At 62.8% G+C, this 23,679-nt stretch carries 26 protein-coding genes; all 26 read left to right on the forward strand.

The genetic code is table 11. The features are described from left to right. The first annotated feature begins 28 nt into the window (after window positions 1-28). Window positions 29-277 (forward strand): hypothetical protein, encoded by a 249-nt coding sequence (locus JNB89_RS04260; protein WP_220361392.1) that lies wholly within the window; start codon window positions 29-31, stop codon window positions 275-277. A gap of 24 nt (window positions 278-301) precedes the next feature. Then, window positions 302-985 (forward strand): hypothetical protein, encoded by a 684-nt coding sequence (locus JNB89_RS04265; protein ID WP_220361393.1) that lies wholly within the window; start codon window positions 302-304, stop codon window positions 983-985. A gap of 7 nt (window positions 986-992) precedes the next feature. Further along, complete coding sequence (locus JNB89_RS04270; RefSeq protein ID WP_220361394.1) at window positions 993-1,430, forward strand: hypothetical protein; 438 nt, start codon at window positions 993-995, stop codon at window positions 1,428-1,430. Between the two features lie 358 nt (window positions 1,431-1,788). Beyond that, a complete protein-coding gene (locus JNB89_RS04275; RefSeq protein WP_220361395.1) occupies window positions 1,789-2,280 on the forward strand; it encodes a hypothetical protein in 492 nt (163 codons plus the stop codon). A 4-nt stretch (window positions 2,281-2,284) separates the two neighbouring features. Then, window positions 2,285-4,387: a phage terminase large subunit family protein gene (locus JNB89_RS04280; protein ID WP_220361396.1), complete on the forward strand. Its 2,103-nt coding sequence runs from the start codon at window positions 2,285-2,287 to the stop codon at window positions 4,385-4,387. A gap of 2 nt (window positions 4,388-4,389) precedes the next feature. Beyond that, window positions 4,390-4,659 (forward strand): gpW family protein, encoded by a 270-nt coding sequence (gene gpW, locus JNB89_RS04285; protein ID WP_223216694.1) that lies wholly within the window; start codon window positions 4,390-4,392, stop codon window positions 4,657-4,659. Then, the gene (locus JNB89_RS04290) at window positions 4,659-6,311 is read left to right on the forward strand and encodes a phage portal protein (protein ID WP_220361397.1); all 1,653 of its coding nucleotides are present in this window, start codon (window positions 4,659-4,661) and stop codon (window positions 6,309-6,311) included. The genes gpW and JNB89_RS04290 overlap by 1 nt, the downstream gene beginning before the upstream one ends. Continuing rightward, on the forward strand, window positions 6,308-7,192 hold the full coding sequence (locus JNB89_RS04295) for a S49 family peptidase (RefSeq protein ID WP_220361398.1): 885 nt from the start codon (window positions 6,308-6,310) through the stop codon (window positions 7,190-7,192). Before JNB89_RS04290 ends, JNB89_RS04295 begins: the two co-directional genes overlap by 4 nt. Before the next feature lie 24 nt (window positions 7,193-7,216). After that, entirely contained in the window at window positions 7,217-7,816 is a 600-nt protein-coding gene (locus tag JNB89_RS04300; RefSeq protein WP_220361399.1) for a hypothetical protein, read from the forward strand. 40 nt (window positions 7,817-7,856) lie between these two features. Then, complete coding sequence (locus JNB89_RS04305; RefSeq protein WP_220361400.1) at window positions 7,857-8,513, forward strand: head decoration protein; 657 nt, start codon at window positions 7,857-7,859, stop codon at window positions 8,511-8,513. Window positions 8,514-8,585: 72 nt separating this feature from the next. Beyond that, window positions 8,586-9,623 (forward strand): major capsid protein, encoded by a 1,038-nt coding sequence (locus JNB89_RS04310; RefSeq protein WP_220361401.1) that lies wholly within the window; start codon window positions 8,586-8,588, stop codon window positions 9,621-9,623. 2 nt (window positions 9,624-9,625) lie between these two features. After that, on the forward strand, window positions 9,626-9,976 hold the full coding sequence (locus tag JNB89_RS04315) for a head-tail joining protein (protein ID WP_220361402.1): 351 nt from the start codon (window positions 9,626-9,628) through the stop codon (window positions 9,974-9,976). Next, window positions 9,969-10,577, forward strand: a complete 609-nt coding sequence (locus tag JNB89_RS04320) for a hypothetical protein (RefSeq protein ID WP_220361403.1) — start codon at window positions 9,969-9,971, stop codon at window positions 10,575-10,577. Before JNB89_RS04315 ends, JNB89_RS04320 begins: the two co-directional genes overlap by 8 nt. A gap of 9 nt (window positions 10,578-10,586) precedes the next feature. After that, entirely contained in the window at window positions 10,587-10,781 is a 195-nt protein-coding gene (locus tag JNB89_RS04325; protein WP_220361404.1) for a DUF2635 domain-containing protein, read from the forward strand. A gap of 2 nt (window positions 10,782-10,783) precedes the next feature. Further along, on the forward strand, window positions 10,784-12,280 hold the full coding sequence (locus JNB89_RS04330) for a phage tail sheath subtilisin-like domain-containing protein (RefSeq protein WP_220361405.1): 1,497 nt from the start codon (window positions 10,784-10,786) through the stop codon (window positions 12,278-12,280). Window positions 12,281-12,339: 59 nt separating this feature from the next. Next, the gene (locus tag JNB89_RS04335) at window positions 12,340-12,708 is read left to right on the forward strand and encodes a phage tail tube protein (RefSeq protein WP_220361406.1); all 369 of its coding nucleotides are present in this window, start codon (window positions 12,340-12,342) and stop codon (window positions 12,706-12,708) included. A gap of 3 nt (window positions 12,709-12,711) precedes the next feature. Then, window positions 12,712-13,272, forward strand: coding sequence for a phage tail assembly protein (locus JNB89_RS04340; RefSeq protein ID WP_220361407.1), 561 nt, complete (start codon window positions 12,712-12,714; stop codon window positions 13,270-13,272). Window positions 13,273-13,437: 165 nt separating this feature from the next. Further along, window positions 13,438-15,141 (forward strand): phage tail tip lysozyme, encoded by a 1,704-nt coding sequence (locus JNB89_RS04345; RefSeq protein WP_220361408.1) that lies wholly within the window; start codon window positions 13,438-13,440, stop codon window positions 15,139-15,141. After that, on the forward strand, window positions 15,138-16,565 hold the full coding sequence (locus JNB89_RS04350) for a DNA circularization protein (RefSeq protein ID WP_220361409.1): 1,428 nt from the start codon (window positions 15,138-15,140) through the stop codon (window positions 16,563-16,565). The genes JNB89_RS04345 and JNB89_RS04350 overlap by 4 nt, the downstream gene beginning before the upstream one ends. A gap of 2 nt (window positions 16,566-16,567) precedes the next feature. Continuing rightward, window positions 16,568-17,641 carry a phage baseplate assembly protein gene (locus JNB89_RS04355; RefSeq protein WP_222858891.1) on the forward strand — a complete coding sequence of 358 codons (1,074 nt, stop codon included), beginning with the start codon at window positions 16,568-16,570 and terminating at the stop codon, window positions 17,639-17,641. After that, complete coding sequence (locus tag JNB89_RS04360; RefSeq protein ID WP_223216695.1) at window positions 17,638-18,201, forward strand: phage baseplate assembly protein domain-containing protein; 564 nt, start codon at window positions 17,638-17,640, stop codon at window positions 18,199-18,201. The genes JNB89_RS04355 and JNB89_RS04360 overlap by 4 nt, the downstream gene beginning before the upstream one ends. A 3-nt stretch (window positions 18,202-18,204) precedes the next feature. Beyond that, on the forward strand, window positions 18,205-18,654 hold the full coding sequence (locus JNB89_RS04365; RefSeq protein WP_220361410.1) for a phage GP46 family protein: 450 nt from the start codon (window positions 18,205-18,207) through the stop codon (window positions 18,652-18,654). 1 nt (window position 18,655) lies between these two features. Next, window positions 18,656-19,822, forward strand: coding sequence for a baseplate J/gp47 family protein (locus tag JNB89_RS04370; RefSeq protein WP_220361411.1), 1,167 nt, complete (start codon window positions 18,656-18,658; stop codon window positions 19,820-19,822). A gap of 6 nt (window positions 19,823-19,828) precedes the next feature. After that, on the forward strand, window positions 19,829-20,476 hold the full coding sequence (locus JNB89_RS04375) for a YmfQ family protein (RefSeq protein WP_220361412.1): 648 nt from the start codon (window positions 19,829-19,831) through the stop codon (window positions 20,474-20,476). Between the two features lie 99 nt (window positions 20,477-20,575). Then, window positions 20,576-21,550 (forward strand): hypothetical protein, encoded by a 975-nt coding sequence (locus JNB89_RS04380; protein WP_223216696.1) that lies wholly within the window; start codon window positions 20,576-20,578, stop codon window positions 21,548-21,550. A gap of 59 nt (window positions 21,551-21,609) precedes the next feature. Further along, window positions 21,610-23,679: a beta strand repeat-containing protein gene (locus JNB89_RS04385; protein WP_220361413.1), complete on the forward strand. Its 2,070-nt coding sequence runs from the start codon at window positions 21,610-21,612 to the stop codon at window positions 23,677-23,679.

The raw sequence follows: 23,679 nt of genomic DNA on the forward strand, positions 1-23,679 counted from the left end.
CTTTTTCATTTGTGGCGGAGATTCTGAGATGGCTAAACCTGCTTCGAAGGCTGCGTCGAAGGGCAGCGGCCCGAAGCGTGGACAAGCCGTTATTGTCAGGTCCCGGTTTGTGAAACCGAACACGGTTGGCATCATCATCGGCCTGTATGAAGCCGACACTGACGATGTCATCGTGCAGGCGTTTCCGGTAGACCGCGAGTCCATCCAGATCCCTGCGATCCCGTACTACAGCGCCGAGCCGGACGACGACGTCCAATCGGCGGTATGGGCGGCTTGATCCCGTACGTTCTCACCTAAGCCCATGTTCACGATTTCCGTGCGCGCTGATTTTCAGGCCGCCGCGCGCGGCTTGAGCGCGTTGGAGAAAAAGCAGGTGCCGTTCGCCACAGCGATGGCTCTCACGTCGCTCGCAAAGATCGCGCAGGGCGTAGAGAAAAAGGCGCTGCCGCAGGTGTTCGACAGGCCCACGCCGTTCACTGTCAACTCCATCGGCGTGAAGGGCGCGCGCAAGTCGTCCCTCGAGGCCACCGTCTTCGTTAAGGACATTGCAGCCGCTTACCTCGCGCCGTTCGAATTCGGGGGCACGCATAAGCTGATCGGCTCAGGACGCACGTGGCTGAACCCAAAGGACAGGGCGCTGCTCAATCAGTACGGCAACTTCTCGAAGACCGCGCTCGATCGGCTCAAGGCGCGCCCCGACATTTTCGTCGGGACGATTCACACGCGCAGCGGCGAACAGATTGGTGGTGTGTGGCAGCGGCCGGCGCCGACCAAGGTCGTCCAGACGCCAGGCAAGCGCGCCGCCAAGGTGCGGGGCGCAAATAAAACCGGGCATCTAAAGTTGCTGATTCGGTTCGGCGACGCCCAGCCGGTCAAGCAACATCTTGATTTTGGCTCTCGGGCACAGGCAGTTGTGAAGGAAAATGCAGCTGCGGAATTCGCTAAGGCGTTGGCCAAGGCACTCAGGACCGCGAAGCGCAATTGAGGGAGCTATGAGCGACTGGGTCGAGCAGGACAAAGTTCGCGCAATGCGTGAGGCGCTACAGGCTGTCGAGGCCCGTAGGCCAGAGACACCGGTCCAGATCTCGGCGCTGGCCCTCTATTTGCTCGCTCACACGATTACGTTTCAGCAGGATGAGATCGAGTCGCTGATGCTGGGCGCCGATGACGCACCCCGCAACAACCAGAGCGCAGTCGACGTATCACTCGCTGTTGAGTTGGCCGCCCTTCGCCACGCATTGGCGGCGGTTGACGATAAAGAATGGCACGCCGACGGATGCACTGTGCGTGCTGTTGGCGATCAGTCCTATGTGGCAAGCGCGCATGACCGGAGCACCGTCGTTTATCTCGCGATGCTTGACCCGCGCTTCGTACGACGGCTTCTAGCCGAGCTGGATCGCCTCAGCGTCAACCGCCCGAGCCCCGCCTGACGCGGGTTGCCGGGCGATTGCGCGAAAAATAGGCAATTGCACCATGTCGGTGCGGGTCCTTCCACCGCCCTACCGGAACGCGGGCACTGCGCGCGCCCGTTCTTCCCGTTCTTTTGAGTAAAAAAAACGCGTTACACGTTACACGCTCGTGACGCGGCGCGCGGCGCAAACCCTTATGGCAACTGGCGAAACCGGTGTAACGCGGAAAAATCGCGGCGTTACACCGAACGCGGGGAGCGTTACACCGGCAGCAGGGAGCGTTACACCGGAGACGATCGGCAAGGCTGCGCTGTGCGCGGCACTCGGGTGGACGCGGCCGCGCCTTGATCGCCGTCTCGACAGCGACGGCAACTTTCCGGTGGCGAAGCGCGGCACGCGCGCCGGCGGTTGGGAATTCGATCTCGCCGCGGTGCGCGCATACCTGGGCGGCGAGCCATCGATCGAAATGCCGACGCCGGCCGCCGCGGCGCCGAAGCCGAGCACCGAGGGCCGCGCGCCGATCGACTCGCGCACTCCGATGGCCGCGCCAAAGTTCACGGTCGTGCCGCCGCCGGGCACAGAGCCGGTTCTGCATACGGGCGAACAGACCGCAAGGCAGCGGCGCGATGCCGTGCAGGCAGAGATCCTCGAAGACAAGCTGCGCCGCGATCGCGGCGAGCTCGTGCAGGTCGAGGTAATGCGTCAGGTGCTGAATACGATGCTCGCGCACCTCGGCAAGGGGCTCGACCGGCTGTCGGACCAGGTCGTCGAGCGATGTGGGCTGCCGGAGGAATACGCCGACCAGATACGCGTGGTCACCGACGATCTGCGTCGCACGATGGCCGACGAGCTGCGCGTGCTTCTGGGGTAACGCGATGCTCGAGCAGGAATACGCCGACCCATATCAGGTCGCGCGCGAGTCGCTCAGCTCGCTGGTGCCACCGGAGCGGCAGACCGTAGCGGAATACGCCGTGCTGCACCGGCACCTGTCGAATCAGGGCGGCGGTTACGTCGGGCGTTGGCACCACGAGAAAGCGCCGTATCTCGTCGCGCCGATGGAGACCCTCACGCGCCTCGACTACCTGACGACGGTGGTGGTCGGGCCCGGCCAGTCCGGCAAGACGGAGATCGCGCAGAACTGGTTGCTCAAGTCGGTTGCGAACGATCCGGCCGACATGCTGTGGTACATGCAGACCGATCCGGGTCTCGAGTCGTATGTAAAGAGCCGGATTAACCCAATGATCGACTCGCATCCCGAGATGGCGATGCGGCTCGGGTCGAAGCCGATCGACGACTCGCTGCACTTCAAGCGGTTCGACGGCATGCGTGTCGAGTTCCTTTCGGCCGCGCCAAACAACGTCATCAACAAGTCGGCGCCGCGGATCGTCGCCGACGAGGTGGACGCCTACGATCCATCGCTCGGCGACGTGAAAACGTTGCTCGACGTGCGCCGCCAGACGTTCCAGCGGCAGTCGATGCTGCTGGCGATGAGCCACCCGGACCGCGCGCGCGGCCTTGTTCCGGATCGGGACTGGTCGGCCGGGATCATGGCGATGTACGGCGACAGCGATCGCCGCATCTGGTATTGGCCTTGCCCGCATTGCGGTGCGTGGTCCAGCCCGGTACCGATCGCGCCGCGGCACATGACGCTGCACTACGACGAGAACCAGTCGCTCGACGAAATCGAGAAGAACACGCGGCTTTTGTGCCCGGTGAATGGTTGCCTGATCGAAGACCGGGAACGTCGCGGGATGAACGTGGCCGCGTTCCGGTCACCTTTCGGCGGCTGGATTGGAGACGGACAGGAGATCTCGCAGGACGGCGTCGTAACCGGCGAGCTCGTTGCGCGCAAGAGCGCCGGGTTCTGGATCGTTGGCGCGATGTCGCCGTTCATCCTCGGCGGTATTGGCGGCCTCGCTCGCGCGAAGGTCAAGGCTGAACGCGAGCTGGAGATGAGCGGCGATGACATGGCGATCCGCCAGGTCATGGTCAAGCAGTTCGGCTTTCCGTATGCGGCGGCGCGCGGAGTCGGGTCGATCGACGCGAACGTGCTAGCCGAGCGGGCCGATTCGGAGCTCAAGCTCGGCGTCGTGCCCGAAGGCGTGCGTTTCCTCGTCACGGCTGTCGACTGCCAGATAGCGCACTTCGAATGGCTCACGCGTGGGTTCGGCGTCGACGGTGAAAGCTGGGTCATCGACAAGGGGCGCATCCCAGGCGATCCGGCGACGTCAGCCGAGGATTGGGACCAGATCATCAACCTCATCACGCGGACATATCCGCTTGCTGACGGGTCTGGTCGCGCGATGCCGGTACGCGCGTTGGGTTTCGACAGCTACGGCCAACCGGGCGTGACACAGCAGGCGTATGCAGCATGGCGCCGCTGGAAAAAGAAGGGGCTCGCGCGATTGATCGGCAAGATCTCTGGCCGCGATGCATGGACAGTCATACCGACGAAGGGCGCTGACAGACTTGCCGCGCCGCGGCTGGCAGTCGTTTATCCGGACACGTCGCGCAAAGCAAACCGCGCCGCGTCGAGCGGCGATGTGCCGGTCGCGCGATTCAATCCGAACCTGTTCAAGGACGATCTCGCCGGGCAGTTGCAGCTTGCTGAGCCCGGCAAGCTCTACGTGCATTTCCCTTACGCGCTCCGTTCGCAGGAGCAGCCGCATGTGTGGTTCGAGCAGCTGACTTCCGAGACGCGGCTGAAGAACGGTGCATGGGAGAAAACCGCTGCCGGCCGGCGGAACGAGGCGCTGGACCTGATGGTGATGACCCACATGCTCGCGCAGCTGCACGGTCTCAACCGGATCTCGTGGGACAAGCCGCCGTCATGGGCAAAGCCTTGGGACACCAACACGTTTCTCGTCAGCGCGACCGCAGCTGCGGTCAGCACGAGCTCGGCCAGTGCGCCGGGCCTGACATCGACACAAGCCGCGCAGGCGCCACAGAAAAAGTCTGCTGTACACCGATATCGATAGCCATGGCCACAACCGATCTTTGCTCGCCGCTGTACGGCATGACCGACGCGCAGCTGCAGGCCGCGCTCGCGGCCGCGCAGCAGGCGTATCTCGAGCTGCGCTCGGGAAACAAGGCGGTAACGGTGGCCTACGCACAGGGCGACGGCTCGCGCAGCGTCACGTTCCAAGCAACGAACCTCGCCTCGATCCGCATGTTCATTAGCGACCTTCAGGCCGCTCTCAATCCCGGCGTGAAGATTTGCAAGCGCCGTCGCATGGTGCCGCTGTTCTGATGAGCAACGCCATCACTCTCGTCGACTCGCGCGGCGAGCCGCTGCGCGCGCGCGCCGATACTGGCGCGGGCCCCGGCAGTCTCGCGAACAACGTCGGGCGCGCATTCTTTCCGTATCAGGCCGCCGACTGGCAGACGCAGGAGATGGGTGCGTGGCTGCCGTGGATTCGCTCGCCCGACGCCGAGATCAACCAGTTCCGCGATCGAATGGTCGCGCGCTCGCGCGATCAGGTTCGCAACGACGGCCGCTCGAGCGGTGGCATCACCCGGATCCTCGACAACGCGGTCGGCTCGTCGCTCCGACTGTCGGCCGCGCCGGATTATCGGGCGCTGGCGGAGATCAGCGGCGCGGCGTTCGATAACACGTGGGCGAACGAATTCCGGCGTGCCGTCGAGGCCCGCTGGCGTCTGTTCGCGAATGACTTCGGTCGATACAACGACGTGTCCCGCCAACTGACAGTGTCGCAGCAGTTCCGCCTCGCGCTACGCCACAAGCTCATTGACGGCGAGGCCTTGGTCGTCAACTACTGGAAGCCCGAGCGAGTCGGCCGCGGCGGCGCACGATACGCGACTTCCTATCTGGTAGTGGATCCGGATCGCCTGTCGAACCCGAACCAGATGGTCGATACGCGGTACATGCGCAACGGTGTCGAAATCGACGACGACGGCGTGCCGATTGCTTATCACATCCGCAAGGCTCATCAGAACGACTGGTACAACTCGGTCGAGAGCATGGTCTGGGAGCGCGTCGTGCGCGAAGACGATGACGGATGGCTGCGCGTCATCCACGACTTCGAGCGCGATCGAGCTGGCCAGAACCGCGGCGTTGGCGTGTTCATTCCCGTGCTCGCGCACGCGCGAATGCTCGCCCGTTATTACGGAATCGAGCTGCAGGCTGCCGCGCTGGCCGCGTCCATCGGCACGTACGTGACGAGTCCTTACGACCCGAACGACGTGCAGGAAGCGGTCGGAGGCAACGAAGAGCTCGGTTTCTATCAGGGCCTGCGGAAGGAATGGAACGACGAGCGGCCGGCCATGTTCAACGGCGTTCGCGTGCCGGCTCTTGCACCGGGCGAAGACATCAAGGCGCTGACGTCCGATCACCCGCACAACGGCTTTACGGAGTTTGTGCATGAGATGCAGGGTTGCGTCGCCTCTGCACTGGGCGTGTCGCTGGAGCAGGTGACACAGGACTGGTCGAAGACGACATACACGAGCGGTCGCTCAGCGCTTCTTGAAAGCTGGAAAACCCTGGTGCGCCGCCGACAAGAATTCTCGGCCGGGACAGCTGCGCCGATGTATGCAGTGTGGCTGCGCGAGGCAATGGAAAACGGGGAGTTGCCGCTGCCCGCTGGCGCGCCCGATTTCATCGAGGCGATCACGGCATATGCAGCCTGCAGCTGGCTCGGCCCCGCGCGCGGCTGGGTCGATCCGGTGAAGGAACCGCAAGGCTCAATCCTGAAGATGGACGCGGCCCTCACCACGCTCAAACAAGAAGCGGCCGAGCAGGGCCTCGACTGGGAAGAAGTACTCGACCAGCGACAGGTCGAAATCGCGGCCTTCCGCGAGCGCGATATTCCGCTGCCTGAATGGGGCGGCGCCGAGGTCGCGACGCGCACCGACGAACCTCCTCAGGAGCCGCAAGCAGCATGAGCAATTACCCGCATCTCGCCACGCGGCTGTTCAACACGCCTATCGCGATCGCACCGCAGAAAGCGGAGATCGTGATGGCTGCGCTAGCGGACCGCTTCGGCATTTCGAAGCTATTTCGTGCCTCAGGCGACGTCGTCGTGTTCGCCGACGGCGGCGCGAAAGCGTTTCTCGATAACGCTGCATCGAGCGGACGCGCCGACTATCGCCCGTACGAGGTTATCGCGGGCGTCGCGATTATTCCGATCGAAGGCACGCTCGTGCAGAAGCTCGGCGAAATGCGGCCGTACTCTGGCATGACGGGGTACGACGGCATCCGCGCGAACCTGAGCATGGCGATGAACGACGACGACGTGCGCGCGATCGTGCTCGATATCGACTCGCCGGGCGGCGAGGTGGCCGGGTGCTTCGATCTCGTCGACGCGATCTACCAGGCGAGCGCGACGAAACCGATCTGGGCAATCCTGACTGAGCATGCGTTCTCGGCCGCGTACGCGATCGCCAGTGCTGCTTCGCGAATCATCGTGCCGCGCACCGGCGGTACCGGCAGCGTAGGCGTGATCTGCATGCACGTGGATTTCTCACAGGCGCTTTCGAAAGCCGGGATCGAGGTGACATTGATCCATTACGGCGCGAAGAAGGCCGACGGCAGTGACATGAAGCCGCTTTCACAAGATGCCCTCGCGCGCTATCAGGCCGACGTCGACGCGATGGGCGAACTGTTCGTAGAGACCGTCGCGCGCAATCGCGAGCTTTCTCCCGCCAAGGTGCGTGCCACCGAGGCGGGCACCTTTCTGGGCGCCGCCGGCGTCGAGATCGGCTTCGCTGACGCCGTCATGGCGCCGGACGAAGCCTTTGCGTCCCTGCTCGACGAGCTGGGCTGATTCCCCCACCAACAGGGCCATCAAATGAGTAACTTGCTTCGCAATCTGACCTCGCGTGGGCTGAGTTTTGCCCACCTCGCGAAAGTGCCGGCGCGCGCCGGCGACGATACGCCGCCGCCCGACGACAAGGGCAAGAACGGCAAAAGCGCCGAAGGCGACGATCAGGAAAACAACGATCAGAACCATGAGAACGGCGATGCACGGGGCGCCGGCGCCGAAGGTGACGATCAGCCGCCGGAGAACGGCAAGGGCGGCAAGAATGGCAAAGCCGAAAGCGACGACAAGGAAAACGCCGACGACGATGACGACGAGGAAGAGATGCGCGGTAGCAGCGCGTCGGCACAGGCCCGTCGCCGCGAGCGCATGCGTTGCGCAACGATCATGGGATCGGCCGCAGCCGGCAAGAACCCGGTTCTTGCGGCAAACCTCGCTTTCAACACGTCGATGACGCGCAAGGAAGCGCTCGCGGTGCTCGGGGGCACGCCTGCTCCGGCCGCAGCTGCACCCGTTGCTCGCCGCAATCCGCAGCTGGGCGCCGGCGGCGAACGCGGCATCAGTTCGGAGCAGGCGATTGCTTCGAGCTGGGAAACCGCGATGCAGAGAGCTCGACCGCCCAAGCGCTAATTCGCGACTCTTCGTCAATCCAATTTAGAGGTAGCAAATCATGGCTCAAACCCCTCTCGTCGAAGGCCGTCACGATGGTGGCTTTATGGTCAGCGAAGCACGCGGCCATCGTTCCTTCGATCGCGGCATCCTTAGCGGTGCAGTCAAACACCTGGCTGGCACCGTGCTTGGCAAGAAAACGGGTGGCACGGCGGTCGCCGCGGCTAAAGCCGGCAACACCGGGAACGGCACGTTCACGCTTGATGCGACAACGCCGGTCGTGGGCAATGCGCAGCCCGGCGTGTATGTCGTGCGTTGCACGACCGCGGCTGCCAACGGCGGCACTTTCCGCGTGTTCGATCCGACCGGCGACGTTATCGGCGACGTCGTCGTAGGCGCGACGTTCAACGACCAGATCAAGTTTGTGATCGCTGACGGCGCCACCGACTTCGCAGTCGGTGACGAGTTCGACGTCACCGTCTCGGCGCTTTCGAAGACCTATGTGCCGCTGAGCCTGACAGCGACGGACGGCTCGCAGATTGCCGCCGGCATCTCGTTCGCGAATGTCGACGCCACGCTAGCTGACCAGACCGGCACCGTCGTCACGCGAGATTGCGAAGTCAACGGCTCTGAGCTGTTCTGGCCCACGGGCGCCACCAACGCGCAAATCGCTACCGGTACCGCGCAGCTCGCAGCCCTGGGAATCATTGTCCGCTGATCTCCAGAAGTACTTCTCTTTAAGGTAAATGTCGGCCGCGCAAGCGGCCATTATTATTTCTGGGAGCCAATAATGGCCAGTTTGGACGTATTTCATCAGGATGCGTTTTCGACCATCCAACTGACGACCGCGGTCGAGAAATTTCCGTTTCAGCCCACCGGCCTGGGCGATCTGAACATCTTCGAGCCGGACCCGATCCGCACGACCATGCTCGCGGTCGAACAGCGTCAGGGCAAGCTTGTTATCGTGCCGTTCAGCGAGCGCGGTCAGGAAGGCACGCAGCGTACGACCGAAACCCGCGAAGCTCGTTTCTTCAAGGTGCCGCGGATCATGCATTCGGACACTCTGAAGGCGAACGAAATTCAGGACATCCGGGCATTCGGTACGGAATCCGAGCTGATGCAGGTTCAGGCGGAAGTCGCTCGCCGTCTGAATGGACCGACGGGCCTTACGAGCAATATCGAATACACGTGGGAGTATCACCGCCTCGCGGCCGTTCAAGGGCAACTGCTCGATGCAGACGGGACCGTCAAATACAACTGGTTCGACGAGTTCGGTATCACCCCGGCGACCGAAGTTCCCTTCGATCTCGCCGCTGGTACGGCCAACAGCCTGCGTCCGATCATCAACGGAATCGTGCGTTCGATGGCTCGGAAAGCGCAGGGCGCGTTCTTGCCGACGACGAAGGTCTATGCCCTTTGCGGGGACGTGTTCTACGACGAGTTCGTGAACCATCCTGACGTGATCCGGACGTACGTCAACTGGAGCGCTGCCAAGGATCTGCGCGACGGCACGCAGGGCGGTGCGTTCGAAGCGTTTCCGTTTGCCGGCGTCGTGTGGTCCAACTATCGGGGCTCGGACGACAACACTACGCTGAAAATCCCGGACGACAAGGTCAAATTCTTCCCGGTCGGTGCACCCGGCGTCTTTCGCGTCGCATACGCCCCGGGCGAGTCGTTCGAGTGGGTCAATACCCCGGGCAAGCCGATCTATGTGCTTCCGATCATCGATCGCGACCGCAACGCGTGGTGGAAGATGGAGGTGTACAGCTACCCGCTGCACATCTGCACGCGGCCTGAAGTGTTGCAGACCGGCCGCGCCGGCACCTGATCGTGCCGTTCGATTGGCGCGCCGTCACCGACAGGATGAACGGCGTGGTGATGCAGACGTTCGGCGAAGAAGAGCGGGTGCTGTTCATGCCGGCGAATGGCGATACGCCATACGAAGTCGACGGCGTGTTCGATGAAGCCTTTCTCGATCTCATCATCGTCGATGGCGCGCAGGTAGCGACTGTTCAACCCCGCCTCGGCATCCAGCTCTCCCAGTTCACCCATGCGCCCGCGCAGGACGATCAGCTGCAGATCATCCGCACGGGGGCCATGTATGTCGTGCGCGAAGCACGGCTGGATGGCTGGGGTGGTGGTGGTCTGATGCTAAACCTTGTGGGGAGTGGAAATGGCTAGTCCGACGGGCCGCTCGGCCATGCGCAAGCTGGTTGTAGCGGCGCTGCAGGCGACGGCCACAGCACCGACGATCCAGTCGCCGGGAGACTGGAGCGTGCCGCCGGCGAAGCTACCGGCTATCCTCGTGCGCTGTGGCGACGAGCAGAAGACATCGTTGGGACCTGTCGGCGAGACCGAGTTCAACACTGACTTTGTCATCGAAATCCGCGGCATCGTGTCCGGAGCGACGGCGGAAGCCGCTCAAGACGCTCTGGAAGACCTCGGTGCGACGATCGAAGACGTGGTTCTCCGCAATATCGGTATCCGCAAGGTGACACAGGATTTCCCGAGGATCACCAGCGCAACAGAGATCAAGTCAGACGGGCAACTGCACTTCGGCGCAGTCAGCATCGCGATGCATTTCCAGATCTTCGAGGCGTTCGATCCGGACGTGACGACGTCTCTGCAAGAGATGTCGCTCACGGCCGACCTCCGAAACGTCTACGACCCGAACGGCACTTACCCCAATCCGCCATTCCCTGATTCAGTCCAGCCGGCGCCGCGCACATCGGGCCCCGACGGCCGCGCAGAAGGCGGCTTCGATATTGAACTTCCCCAATAGGAGCGACGCATGTTCGTCAAACCCGCACCGGGTCTGAAGATTCGCGACCCTCAACTGAAGGACCTGATTCCGGACGATGGCCGGAACGTGTCGGACGACGACCTGTATTGGCACCGCCGCTTGCGCGATGGTGACGTCGTCCTGGTTGAAAAGACCAATGCGCCGGCATCCACACAGCCCGCGCGTAACATCGGGAGCGAATAATCGTGACCGTTCCGTTCAAAAATATCCCGGCTGGCGACCAGATCCGCGTTCCGCTGTTCTACGCGGAGGTCGACAACAGCCAGGCGAACACCGCGACGCAGTCGCAGCGCGCGCTCATCATCGGCCAGATCACCGCGGCCGGTACCGGTGTCGCAAACACGCCGACCATCTGCCAAGGCAAGTCGGACGCGAAGACGGTAGGCGGCCCCGGTTCGATGCTTGCACTCATGACGGCGGCATATCGCGACAGCGACAGCTTCGGCGAGGTCTGGTATCTGCCACTGGCCGACGACGGCAGCGCCGTCGCGGCGAGCGGATCCATCAACTTCCTGACTGCCGCCACGGCGACCGGTGTCCTCTTCCTGTATCTGGGCGGTCAGCTCGTCACGCAGACGGTCAACGCGTCGCTCACGCCTGCACAGATCGCCGCGGCGCTCGCCGCGACAGTCAACGCTGCGACGGACCTGCCGGTAACTGCCGCTGTCGATGGCACGACCACCAGTAAGGTGAACTTCACGGCGAAGAACAAGGGTCTCGCCGGAAACGACATCGACATCAGCGTGAACTACAGGGGGACGAGGAACGGTGAAGTCACCCCGGCCGGCCTGACCTTCACGATCGTCGGGATGAGCGGCGGCCTGGTCAATCCGTCTCTGACGGCTGGTCTGTCGAACCTTGCGGACATGCCGTTCGACTTTATCGCCATGCCGTACACGGACTCGACGTCGCTTGACGCGGTGAAGTCGTTCCTGAATGACCAGAACGGCCGTTGGGCATGGTCCAAGGGCATCTACGGGCATTTCTTTGCGTTTTATCGCGGCACCGTCGGCGCCCTCACGACATTCGGTGTCACGCGCAACGATCAGCACGGCACCGTGATGGGTTTCAACGGCTCTCCGACGCCGGCATGGGTCGCAGCCGCCGACCTGTGCGGCGCAGCGGCTGTCGCATTGCGTGCGGATCCGGGCCTCCCGCTTCAGACCGTCGCGCTGTCGACGTTCCTTGCACCGCCAGTCGAGGCGCGTTTCGAGTTCACGGATCGCAACACGCTGCTTTTCGACGGCATCTCAACCTTCACCGTCGCCGATGACGGTACGGTCGCGATCGAAAACCTGATCACGACCTACCAGAAAAACGCCTTTGGACAGCCGGACAACAGCTATCTGGAGGTCGAAACGCTGTTCCTGCTGATGTACGTAATCCGCCGCCTGAAGGGCGTCGTCACGAGCAAATATGCCCGCAAGAAGCTCGCCGCGAACGGCACACGCTTTGCGCCGGGCGCCAACATCGTCACGCCAAACATGATCCGCGCGGATCAAATCGCTGAATATCAGGCGATGGAGTACGAGGGCTACGTTCAGAACAGCGACGCGTTCGCGGCAGGCCTCATCGTCGAGCAGGACTCGCAGAACCCCAGCCGGATCAACGAGCTGTGGGATGGCGTCCTGATCGACGGTCTCCGCATCTTCGCGCTGCTCGCTCAGTTCCGCCTGCAGTAACCAGTTTTTCTACCGGCATTGGCCGCCTTCGGGCGGCTTCTCTTTTTGTGAGTTCATAAATGTCGAATACCACGAACCGCATTGCCGGGACGGCATACCTGGCTGTCGACGGCACCTCGTACCCCGTTGCCGGCGACTTCGAATACGACCCTAGCTCGGTCACGCGCGAGACGCTCGCGGGTCAGTCAGGCGTCGACGGCTTCAGCGAAAAGCCGAAGGCGGGCCAGATCAAGGCAACGCTGCGCGACATGGGTGGTCTGACGCTCGCAGCGATCAACGCCATGGACAACGTCACGGTGACCGTGGAGCTCGCGAATGGCAAGACGGTCATTGGTCGGAACATGTGGACGGTTGATCCGCAGGGCGCTAAGGCCGAGGACGCGACCGTGCCGGTCACGTGGGAAGGTCCGAGCGTGACGGAGCACTAATTGATGGAATCGACGAAGATCATCACTTTCCGCAAGCCGATCACCGTCGGCGCCGGCGAAGGTGCGAAGACGTACGAATCCGTGACGCTGCGCGAGCCGCTTGCCGGCGATTACGAGACGGCCGAGAAGAACGCGGGCAAGTACGGCTTCCTCGTTGCGCTCATCGCGCTGATCTCCGCGGTGCCGATCGACGCCGTCGACCAGATGTTCGGCAGCCAGCTCGACGAGGCGGAAGACTATTTCGCCACGTTCGCCGACGGCGTGAGCGATCCGACACAGCGCAGCGCCGATGAAATGACGCTGCTGCTCCAGCAGCCGGTGCAGATCACCGAAGACAACACCAGCCTGAATGCCGCGTCGCTCGACCTGTGCGAACCGACGAACCAGCAGCGCCGGAAAGCGCGCGCTGCCGGCGGCCCCTTCGCAGCATCCGTCGCGTTGATTTCCGACGTCGCGAAGGTGCCGAAAAAGACCGTACGCGCGATGTGCGCCCGCGACTTCCTCACGGCCGTGGGCTACTTCAACGGTTTTCAGATCGGGCGGCGGACAGACTCGGACGACTGATCGCCGCCAACGCGACATACGTGCCCGCCGACTGGGAACAGTGGATAGCTGATGCCGCTCATTTTTGGAGCATCGCGCCCGCCAGCGTCTGGGCAATGACCTGGTCCGAAACGGAGTGGCACCTGATAGAAGCGCACCGGATTCGCGGCGCGACTGGAACACCCAATGGCCAATAAGATTCAGTTCGTCATCACCGCTGTCGACCGCGCGACGTCCACCGTGCGGAAGGTCAAGGGATCGATTGCGAGCACGGTATCGCCAGTCACCGATCTCGCGAAATCGCTTGGCTCTCTCAGCCGCGAAACCGGGCTGTCGCGCCTGACGCGTGGCCTGCTGGGCGCCGCTCGGGCGGCCGGCTCGCTCGCGAGCAAGCTGGTCATGCGCGCCACGCCGCTCGGTCTGCTCGGCGGCCTAGGATCCGCGGCTGGCCTCGCAGCAATCATCACGGGATGGGGGCGAGCGGGTCAGGAGCTCGACCGCACATCCGCGCTGCTCGGCGTGAACACGGATGAGTTGCAGCAATACCGCGGGGTGGCACGCCTCGCCGGCCTGTCGACGGAGAGCATGGACGCGTCGCTGCAGCAGCTCGGCGACACGATGCAGGGTGCAGTCAACGGCCGCGCACCTGAAGCGCTGGCCCTCATGAGCGCATGGCGTATCGGGCTGCACAAGACGGCCGACGGCGCCGTTGACACCTCGCGCGCGTTACTCGACGTATCGAAGGCGATTCAGTCGAACATGCGCGCCGGCGGCACTGTGCAATCGGCGCGCCAAATTGCGCAGGCCTTCGGCGTTGAAGCGCTGCTACCGATTCTGCTGAAAGGGCCGGCTGCGATTCAGGACCTAGTACGTCAGTTCGACGATCTGCATGCGGCGATGAGTGGGGACTCGATCCGCCAAGCCGACGAATATGCGCAGAACATCGCAAAACTGGAAATCTCGGTCGAATCTCTGCGGAATTCGCTCGGCAACGCGCTGATTCCAGTCCTTCAGCCCGCCATCCAGCTGATGACTGAATGGCTCGCTGTGCCTGAGAACAAGGAAAAGCTGATAGATGGCGTCGCCGGCGCCGTGCGCTGGCTGTCCGATGAGGTGAAGAGCTTCGACTGGGACAAGGCGAAGAAGGGCGCAAACGAGTTCTTCGACCTTCTCTCGCGTACCTATGAGCTGCTGCAGCGCGTCAGCCGCACGACGTCTCGGGTCGGCGAGGGGTTCGAGCGGCTTGGCAACGGCCTGCGCGGGAACGGCTTCAGCACCAACGCGGAACTCGCCGCCGGCGTCAATGGCAACACGACATCTGCCGTTCAGTTCTTCGAATCGCGCGGCTGGTCGCACGCACAGGCGCTCGGCATCGCCGCGAATCTGCAAGCCGAAAGCGCGGTGGATCCAACAGCGGTGGGCGATAACGGAAAGGCCTATGGGATCGCACAGTGGCACAAGGATCGTCAGGACGCGTTCCAGAAGTGGGCCGGCAACTGGATCGGCAACTCGACGCTCGAGCAACAGCTCGGCTTCGTCGACTACGAATTGCGCCAGGGCGGTGAAAAGCAGGCGGGCGCGGCGCTCGCCTGCGCGAGTACACCCGAGGAGGCCGCCAGTATTGTTTCGCGTCTTTACGAGCGGCCACAGGCGGCCGATGCGGAGGCGGCGCGGCGCGCACAACTGGCGACAAGCCTGGGCGGTTTCTATGGCTCGGCAGGCTCTGTCGACAATACGCAGGCATCGCTGAGCCAGGGTGAATCGGTCGTGAAAGTGGACATCCATCTGAAAGGCGCACCGCGAGGCACGCGGACGTCGGTGAGCTCGTCGCGCAACGTCGATACGAACGTGCGCACCGGCTCGACGATGGATCTTGGAGCAGCGACATGAGTGTTGGTGGCGGCGCGGGCGCAGTACTCGGGACAACGTCCGGTATTTCGAATCTCGCAAGCTCATTGGCCGCGCGGCTTGGCGGGTCGATCGGCAGTTACTTCGAGCAGCTGCGACCGGCATCGTTTCGCGGCATGCAGTTCGTCTCGCTCGGCGCGGACGGCACCTTCGGTCGTCGCAACGCGCTGCATGAGTACCCTAAACGCGACACGCCGTGGGCCGAGGATATGGGCCGCGCGGCGCGGCGCTTTCAGGTGACCGGATATCTGGTAGGGGATGACGTCATCCAGAAGCGCGACGTCATGATCAGGATGTGCGAGACCGAGGACACCGGCGAGCTCGTGCATCCGACCTATGGCCGTCGCACGGTCAGCCTCATGGAATTCAGGGTGATCGAGCGCTGGGACAAGGCGCGCTATTTCGAGCTCCAGTTCGACTTCGTCGAGAGCGGCGAGCGCGTTTTCCCGACTGCTGCCAACGCGACGACGAGCATGATTGCGTCGGCCGTCGATTCGCTGGGGCTGTCGGCGGCCGCGGATTTCGCATCGCGCGTGCTCAACACGTTTTCGTATGGCGCGGCGGTCGTCGGCATGGCGGTCAGCACCGCGCTGACGTGGTACACCAATGCGAAAAACATCGTCGGCGACGCACGGAACCTCGTTCGGCTGGTATTCAACCTGCCCGGCAACTTCGGCCGGTTCGCGGGCAGCGCGACCGTGCCGACGTTCAGCAAGTACCCGGGCGCGCCGGCGCGCTCGTCGTCACTGACGGTCGAGGACCTGGTCGAGCAGGCGACGCAGGCGCGCACCGCCGTTTCGACTGCGGCCGGTGTGTTGGCGACCGCGGCGGCCGCGCTGGATTCGGGTTCGACGTCAACGTTCGCCGCGGCAGCGCAGGGCGTTGCAAGTGCCGTGCTTGCGGCCGCGCCGGCGCCGGCCGACAGCATGCGACTGCTGACGTCGCTGGCCGACTTTCAGCCGTCGTCGCCGACGACCACGTCAGTGATCGGCACGGGCATGGCGACGATGCAGTCTGCGTGCGGCGACCTGTTTCGGCGGGCCGCGATTGGATCGGCCGCGATCGCCGCGTCGCAGTATCAACCGACGTCGGCCGACGATGCTGCCGCGGTGCGCGAAGCCCTGACGGCTCTGATCGACAGCGAGATCGAGGTCGCGGGCAATCAGGGCGAAGACCAGACATATGGTGCGTTGCGATCGCTGCGCGCCGCGGTGGTTCAGGATCTGAACAAGCGCGGCGCCGGACTTGCATCGATCAAGACTTTCAACATGAAGGCCGGCCTGCCGGCGTTGGTGTTGGCGCATCGCCTATACCGCGATGCGGGCCGCGCCGACGAACTCGTTGCGCAGGTGAACCCGGTGCATCCAGCGTTCATGCCTCTCAGCTTCCGCGCACTTTCATCCTGACGATGGCAGACGAACTGAGCTTGATCGTCGACGGTGTGCGCCTGTCGGGCTGGACGAAGATTCGGGTCACTCGAGGCGTTGAGCGGCTACCCAGCGACTTCGAAATCGAGATGACGGACCTGTATCCCGGCGATCTCGAGCAGATGAGCGTTATCCCAGGCCAAGCCTGCCAGATTGCCATCGGCGAAGACGTCGTGATTACCGGGTACGTCGACCGCGTGCGGCCCGGCATCGGGCGTGACTACCACCGCATCGCCGTGCTCGGACGTGGCAAGTGTGAGGACCTCGTCGATTGCAGCGCCGAATGGGAAGGCGGCCAGATCAGCGGTTCGAACGCGCTGCAGATAGCCCAGAAGCTCGCGTCGCCTTACAAAATCACAGTCACGAGCGACGGCAACAATGGCCCGAGCATTCCGCAAATCAACCTGATGATCGGCGAGACGGCATTCGAGGTAATTGAGCGGATCGCGCGCTATGCCGGCCTGCTCGCGTATGACCTACCGGACGGAAACCTGAGGCTCGCGCGTGCAGGCGTCGATTCGCACACGTCTGGTTTTATCGAAGGGCAGAACGTCGAGGACGCCGAGTTTGAATGGGGCGCGGATCTCCGCTATTCGGAGATCGACTGCTATCTGCTGACAATGCAAACGATGGGCGACGCGGGTGTCAATCTCGTGCCTGTGGCGACGGCCAGAGACGCGACTGTGAGCCGCCACCGGAAGCTGTACATCGTGTCTGAGCAGGTGCAGGCCGGTCGCAATATTGCGCAGGAAAGGGCGAACTGGGAGGCGGCGCGTCGCGCTGGCCGCTCGCAGGCGATCCATCTTCTGACCGATAGTTGGCGCGATGGTGACGGTCTGTTGTGGACCCCGAATGTGCTGGTGCCAGTGACGCTGCCGTCGCTGAAGATCCCCGATGAGACCTTTATGCTGATTTCCGAGGTGACCTACACGCGCGACGAGCACGGCACGCACGCGCAGCTGGTGCTGATGCCGCCCGACGCGTTCAAGCCGGAGCCGACCATCCTGCAGCCCCTTTCGCCGGACGTGGTGCTCGGCGCGCCGAATGCACCATGAGGGCATATCTCGATCGTACGGCGCGGCGCGTCATGAGTGCGCTCGCGCGAGGCCTCGTCAAAGTGGTGAACGACAGTGGCGGCATCCAGCTCATGCAGGTGAAGTTCAATTCCCTGCAGACGATCGACAATCTGCCGCGTTGCGCGGAATATGGATTGACGTCGAATCCGCCGGAAGACTCGGATGCGCTCGTTGCGTTCGCCGGCGGCGACCGCTCGAACGGCGTCGTGATTGCCACCGGAAATGCGAAATACCGCATGAAGGGGCTCGCGACCGGTGAGATCGCAATCCACGACAACATCGGGCAATCGGTATATCTCACGGCGAATGGGATTGTGATTAACGGTGGGGGCAATCCGCTGACCATCACCAACACGCCGAAGATCCGAGCGGAGACGCCGTTGTTCGAGTGCACCGGCGATATCGTCGACAACTGCGACACCACGGGCCGCAGCATGGCCGATGATCGGATCATCTTCGACGGCCACCAGCATCAAGTAAAAAACGTGCAGGGCGGCTCGAGCACCGTCACCTCCGAAGTGCCGACGCAACAGGAATAGCCGATGCCCGATATTTCTCTCGTCTGGGACGTCGACAACAGCCGCGGCGACTGGCAACTGGTCGGTCCTGTCCTTGCAACGGGCAACGATCTCGCGAGCGCGGCGCTGATCAGTCTCTTCACCGACCGGATCGCAAACCCTGACGACGTCATTCCGGATGGCACCGATGATCCTCGCGGGTGGTGGGGAGATCTCGGCGAGGACCGCCCGATCGGATCCCGACTGTGGCTACTGTCGCGCGCCAAGCAGACTCAGGAGACGTTGAACAACGCGGTGGACTATGCGAAAGAGGCACTCCAGTGGTTCATCGACGACGGCGTGGCGGCGCGAATCGACGTGTTTGCGCAATGGGTGCGCACTTCGTTTTTAGGCCTGCAGGTCATCTTCTATAACCGTGACGGCACCACCATAGCTGCGCTCAGCTATGCATGGGCCTGGAACCAGATCGCCTGACATGCCATACGCACGAAAAACACTCGCGCAGATCCGCTCTGACGCGATGGCGGATATCGCGGCCGCGCTCGAGGGATCCGATCCGCTGCTGCGCAACGCAGCGTTGAAGATCATCGGCGTCGTGCTCGCGGGGATGACCAACGAGGAATACGGTTACCTCGACTGGATCGCGAAGCAAACGAACCCTTTCACCGCTGAGGGCGAATACCTTCAGGCGTGGGGCGCACTGAAGAAGGTTTATTTGAAGGACGCCAGCGCGGCGAGCCTGTCGGCAACCTTCACCGGCGTAGCCGGAAAGCAGATCGATGCTGGCACTCCGGTGGTTCGCGGCGACGGCGTGACTTATACCGCCTCGGCGACAGAGCCAGTGGTCGGGACGACGGTCTCGGTAACGATCGTGGCTGACGTCGCCGGGGCAGCTGGGAATGCTGATCCGGGCACTGCAGTTTCGCTCGGCGTCGCCGTCGACGGTATCCAGTCGAGCGGGGCAATTACTGGCACGGTGTCGTCCGGCGCCGACATCGAGGACGAAGAGGAATTCCGCGCGCGCGTTCTTGCTAAATATCAGCAAGCGCCGCAAGGCGGCGCGAGACCCGACTATGTTGAATGGGCCCTCGACGTCGCCGGCGTCACACGTGCGTGGTGCGCACCGAATGGGTTCGGCGCTGGTACCGTCGTTGTCTACATCATGCTGGATGATGCGCAGGCCTCGCATGGCGGCTTTCCGCAAGGCACAAACGGTGTCTCACAGAACGATCAGGGGCCCGGTGGTCTGCCACGCGCGACCCTCGCGGAGGGAGATCAGTTGGTTGTCGCGGACTACATCGTGTCACTCGAGCCGGTGACAGCGCTTGTATGGGTCTGTGCGCCGATACAAAACGTGCTGTCGTTTGCGCTGTCGGGCGCGTCCAGCTGGACCACGGCCACGCGAAACGCAGTGAAAGCACAGATCTCCGACGTATTTTTCCGCAACGGCGACCCTCGCGCCGGGACCATCAATCGCTCCGACATCGAATCGTCGATCGCGGCCGTGCCCGGCACGACCGGTTTTGTCATCGAGTCGATCACCGGTGTTATCGATGGCGCGACGACCGTGTATCCGGGGAATATCACCGGTAGCTTCGGATCGCTGCCGGTCCTCGGCACGGTCGACTTCGACTTCGTTTGACAACCCATGCCCGCACCGAACCTAACGGCCGCCGATTTTCTGGTGGCGCTTCAGGCATTGATGCCGCGCGGTCGCGTGTGGCCGCGTGACAGAGACGCAGTGCAGACACGGACGCTCGCCGGATGCGCTCCAACCTATGCGAGGCTGACAGCACGCGCCAACGAACTACTGGTCGATGGCTTCCCCGCCACAGCGTATGAACTGCTGCCGGAATGGGAGTCGTCGCTCGGATTACCTGACCCTTGCGCGGGCCCGGCGCCGACCATCCCTCAACGTCAGGCGCAGGTCGTGGCCCGCCTGGCAAACAGTGGTGGTCAGTCTGTCCAGTACTTCATCGAGTTTGCGGCGCAGCTCGGCTACACGATCAAGATCGAGCAGTTCATGCAGGCCCGCGCGGGACTTCTGAAAGCCGGTGATCCCTGCTACGGCCGTGACTGGAGCTTCGCCTGGAAGGTGAGTGCACCACCGACCACGATCGTGCGCGCAAAGGCCGGCTCAATGGCCGCCGGTGATCCCTTGGCCGCCTTCGGAAACGCAGTGCTCGAGTGCGAGATCCGCGCGCTAATGCCCGCGCACACGGTTGTCCTGTTCGCCTACGGGGACACGGGGGAACTGGACACGACGTTCATCCTCGACGAGTCGTCGCTCCTCTAACGAGTTCAACATGCCGCGAGATCCGCGGCAGTCATCTATCAGGCCCGCCTAGCGCGGGCTTTCGCATTTGCGCGTCTGTCCAGGCGCATGAGAGGCCACATGTTTCGAATCGATGACTCTACCGCTGTATCGGCTCTACCGGTGCCAGAGGCGGCCGGGGCCGAAGGCTACTTTACGGAAGGTAATCCGGCGACAGGGTCACCGGCCACGGATGTGCGAGCGTCGTGGCTGAACATGATCCAGGAGGAGCTGCGAGCGATCGTCGTGGCGGCCGGAGAGACGCCCAGCAAGACCGCCTACACGCAGGTTTTGCTTGCGCTGCAGAAGACATTCGCTCCGATCGTCGGCGCCGGGCGAAATGCATCGATGCTTGTAAATGGCGCGTCGGCAACCGGCACCTTTACCGCCGATGAGATCGTGCTGGCAACAGCCCTTGGAGCACAGAAATTCGTGCTGCCCAGCTTCAGCGAGACGATCAACCTCGCATCGACCGGCGCGGGCGGCATGGATACCGGTGCTGCGCCGGTCTCGGGGTTCGTGGCGCTATATGCGATTTATAACCCGTCTACCCAGGCCGCGGCGTTGCTCGCTACGGACGCATCGAGCGCAGTTCAACCGAACGTCTATGGCGGCGCGCACATGCCAAGCGGCTATACGGCGAGCGCGCTGATTTCCATATGGCCCACTGACGGAAGCGGACAACTGGCGCCGGGTTATCAGCGTGATCGGAAGGTGTATTTCAGTTCGGCGCAAGTGCTCAACACGTCGACCCAGCAAGCGTCGCTTACCTCATTCAGCATGGCGGCGGCAGTCCCAAAGAACGCAAAGGCCTGCGACGGAATCATCAACGCGACGTTTACTACCGCCGGCGCGGGCGTGAATGCCTCATTGGCCGCCACAGCGTCGGGGATTGGAAAGAAAGGTTTTTCTACTGTCGCCGCGGCGTCGGCGGGGCAAGAGAGCCAGTCTTTTGAGGACATGCCGATCATTGCGTCTCAAACGGGCTACTACGCGTTTATCACGACTTCTGGGTCGTCCACCCTGACCATTAGCGCAGAGGCATTTAGCTTCTGATTGGCTGAGCCATTCAGCTTCCAACGCTTCATTCAAGCGACCAGATAGACCCCAAAGCCATGAAGAAAATAATCTTTGCCGCGCTGGCCGTGGTGATGACGCTCGCCTTCTCGCCGGCATTTGCGCAATTCACCTCCGGGCAGGTCCTAACCGCGTCTCAGCTTAATGCCGCATTGGCAGCTCCCACAATCACCGGCGGCTCCATCGATGGAGCCCCGATTGGCGCAAGTGTCCCGGCAACAGGATCATTTACGACTCTCGTGACGAGTGGCAGCGCTACGCTCCATGGCGTCACGGCGCCGGCAACCGGCCAGTTCTACGCTGGCTCGGGCGCCAGCATCAGCCGCATTCAGGATCGGCTATTCGTGGGGCCCGCTGCGCTCAACAACGGCACGGCCGTAGCATCGCAGCCAGACTGGCTAACGCAGTACCAACTGGCGAAAGGCCGGACGTACGGATACATTCAGACGTCGCAGTTTGCCGTATTGAACGGCGCGGCGTCACAAGACTCGATGACCACTGCTGTCTTTGCCGCGCGGAATTTTGGGCGCACCGATGGTAATGGTCAGGCCATAGCAGTTACCGGTATGGGGGTGAATAACGCCACTTCCGGCGGCTCCAACAATCAGGCTTGGGCGGCCTATTTCGAGGCGTTTCGGGACACTGGCACCGCAGGCAACGGTGGGGCTTACGGCGCTGAAATCGACACGATGAATTTCGTTGGAGGTACTCAGCCCGTCACCGATCCGTATTCGCAATCTAGCGATCAGGTCGTCGGCCTTCAGATGGCTTCTGGTGGCGGTTTTCCGGGGACGCTATATCCGACGACTGTCGGCCTGAATTTCCAGAACAACAATTCCACATACGACAAAGGCATCGTTTTCGGATCGAATTCGATCACCGGTGCGAGCGGCACGTCGGGAACTGGAATCGCAATCGCGCTCGGCCGAGGGCATCAACTTCAATGGTACGGCGCGGCGGCGACGCCCACGTCGTCTATCACGGGGCAAGGCAGCACGTCGGCCGGCGGTGTGGGTCAAGTATTCGGCGACAGCCAAGTCCAGTGGCTAAATGCCTCAGGCATACCGCTTCTCAACGTCGAAGGGGTTTCGAACGCGACCAATTACATCCAGACCACGAATGCGACGTCTGGCAACGGTCCGATCCTGCAGGCCATAGGAGCGGACGCGAATGTGATGCTGAATCTGTCGGGGCAAGGAACAGGCGGTGTTCAGGTTACGTCCGCTGCCACGGGTTCGGCGGCACTCAGAGTGTCAGCCCCAAATAACACGGCAATGGGTGCCGCGATCTACTTGGCTGGAAACGGCTCTACGACGCCGAACAAGTTCATCCGCGCATTTAACGGTGTATTCCAGATTGCCAATAGCGCTAACAGCGCGACACCGATGTCGATGGATGATGCGGGCAATGTGACATTCACTGGTAGCGTCACTGGCACGGGCGGCTCGTTCACCACGCTTTCCGCTTCGAGCACCGTTTCGGGGAGCGGCTTCAGCAGCTACTTCGCTTCCCCGCCGGCAATCGGTGGCACCGCGGCTAATGCCGGCGCATTCACCACACTCTCGGCGTCGAGCACGGTCAGCGGGACCGGGTTCAGCACGTATTTGGCGTCGCCTCCGGCAATTGGCGGCACGGCGGCAGCTGCCGGGTCTTTTACGACGCTGTCAGCGAGCGGCAACGACGCGCTGACGTATGGAAATACGAGCGCGCAGTCCATCACCAGCAACTCTGCGACCACCGTCACCGGATGGACGAAAGTCTTTGATCGGCTCAATGCAAACTTCAACGCGTCGACCGGCATATTCACAGCCCCAGTAACAGGCTTCTACCACGTCGACGCCGGTCTCCTGTTTGCCTCCGGTACAGCCTCTGCGGTCAACGAGGCATTCGAGGTCCTGGTCGTTGGCAACGGCTCGACGCTGTGCACTGGACAGAGTCGGTCACAGCAGACTACCGCCAGCATTGGCTACGCTGCCACGACGAGTTGCCTTGTTTCCCTTGCGGCGGGTCAAACCATCGTCGTGCAGGCTTTCCAAAATTCTGGCAGTTCCGTAGCTCTGAGTTCGACGACGGGCGGCAACTATGTCTCTATCCACCGGGTGCCATGA

The organism is Paraburkholderia phenoliruptrix, from assembly GCF_019511605.1.
GTDB classification, from domain to species: domain Bacteria; phylum Pseudomonadota; class Gammaproteobacteria; order Burkholderiales; family Burkholderiaceae; genus Paraburkholderia; species Paraburkholderia phenoliruptrix_A.

Excerpts from the sequence above, each read along its gene's own strand:
- JNB89_RS04260 (WP_220361392.1), top strand. The coding sequence starts at position 29 with ATGGCTAAACCTGCTTCGAAGGCTGCGTCGAAGGGCAGCGGCCCGAAG.
- JNB89_RS04265 (WP_220361393.1), top strand. The coding sequence starts at position 302 with ATGTTCACGATTTCCGTGCGCGCTGATTTTCAGGCCGCCGCGCGCGGC.
- JNB89_RS04270 (WP_220361394.1), top strand. The coding sequence starts at position 993 with ATGAGCGACTGGGTCGAGCAGGACAAAGTTCGCGCAATGCGTGAGGCG.
- JNB89_RS04280 (WP_220361396.1), top strand. The coding sequence starts at position 2,285 with ATGCTCGAGCAGGAATACGCCGACCCATATCAGGTCGCGCGCGAGTCG.
- gpW (WP_223216694.1), top strand. The coding sequence starts at position 4,390 with ATGGCCACAACCGATCTTTGCTCGCCGCTGTACGGCATGACCGACGCG.
- JNB89_RS04290 (WP_220361397.1), top strand. The coding sequence starts at position 4,659 with ATGAGCAACGCCATCACTCTCGTCGACTCGCGCGGCGAGCCGCTGCGC.
- JNB89_RS04295 (WP_220361398.1), top strand. The coding sequence starts at position 6,308 with ATGAGCAATTACCCGCATCTCGCCACGCGGCTGTTCAACACGCCTATC.
- JNB89_RS04300 (WP_220361399.1), top strand. The coding sequence starts at position 7,217 with ATGAGTAACTTGCTTCGCAATCTGACCTCGCGTGGGCTGAGTTTTGCC.
- JNB89_RS04305 (WP_220361400.1), top strand. The coding sequence starts at position 7,857 with ATGGCTCAAACCCCTCTCGTCGAAGGCCGTCACGATGGTGGCTTTATG.
- JNB89_RS04310 (WP_220361401.1), top strand. The coding sequence starts at position 8,586 with ATGGCCAGTTTGGACGTATTTCATCAGGATGCGTTTTCGACCATCCAA.
- JNB89_RS04320 (WP_220361403.1), top strand. The coding sequence starts at position 9,969 with ATGGCTAGTCCGACGGGCCGCTCGGCCATGCGCAAGCTGGTTGTAGCG.
- JNB89_RS04325 (WP_220361404.1), top strand. The coding sequence starts at position 10,587 with ATGTTCGTCAAACCCGCACCGGGTCTGAAGATTCGCGACCCTCAACTG.
- JNB89_RS04335 (WP_220361406.1), top strand. The coding sequence starts at position 12,340 with ATGTCGAATACCACGAACCGCATTGCCGGGACGGCATACCTGGCTGTC.
- JNB89_RS04340 (WP_220361407.1), top strand. The coding sequence starts at position 12,712 with ATGGAATCGACGAAGATCATCACTTTCCGCAAGCCGATCACCGTCGGC.
- JNB89_RS04345 (WP_220361408.1), top strand. The coding sequence starts at position 13,438 with ATGGCCAATAAGATTCAGTTCGTCATCACCGCTGTCGACCGCGCGACG.
- JNB89_RS04350 (WP_220361409.1), top strand. The coding sequence starts at position 15,138 with ATGAGTGTTGGTGGCGGCGCGGGCGCAGTACTCGGGACAACGTCCGGT.
- JNB89_RS04355 (WP_222858891.1), top strand. The coding sequence starts at position 16,568 with ATGGCAGACGAACTGAGCTTGATCGTCGACGGTGTGCGCCTGTCGGGC.
- JNB89_RS04360 (WP_223216695.1), top strand. The coding sequence starts at position 17,638 with ATGAGGGCATATCTCGATCGTACGGCGCGGCGCGTCATGAGTGCGCTC.
- JNB89_RS04365 (WP_220361410.1), top strand. The coding sequence starts at position 18,205 with ATGCCCGATATTTCTCTCGTCTGGGACGTCGACAACAGCCGCGGCGAC.
- JNB89_RS04370 (WP_220361411.1), top strand. The coding sequence starts at position 18,656 with ATGCCATACGCACGAAAAACACTCGCGCAGATCCGCTCTGACGCGATG.
- JNB89_RS04375 (WP_220361412.1), top strand. The coding sequence starts at position 19,829 with ATGCCCGCACCGAACCTAACGGCCGCCGATTTTCTGGTGGCGCTTCAG.
- JNB89_RS04380 (WP_223216696.1), top strand. The coding sequence starts at position 20,576 with ATGTTTCGAATCGATGACTCTACCGCTGTATCGGCTCTACCGGTGCCA.
- JNB89_RS04385 (WP_220361413.1), top strand. The coding sequence starts at position 21,610 with ATGAAGAAAATAATCTTTGCCGCGCTGGCCGTGGTGATGACGCTCGCC.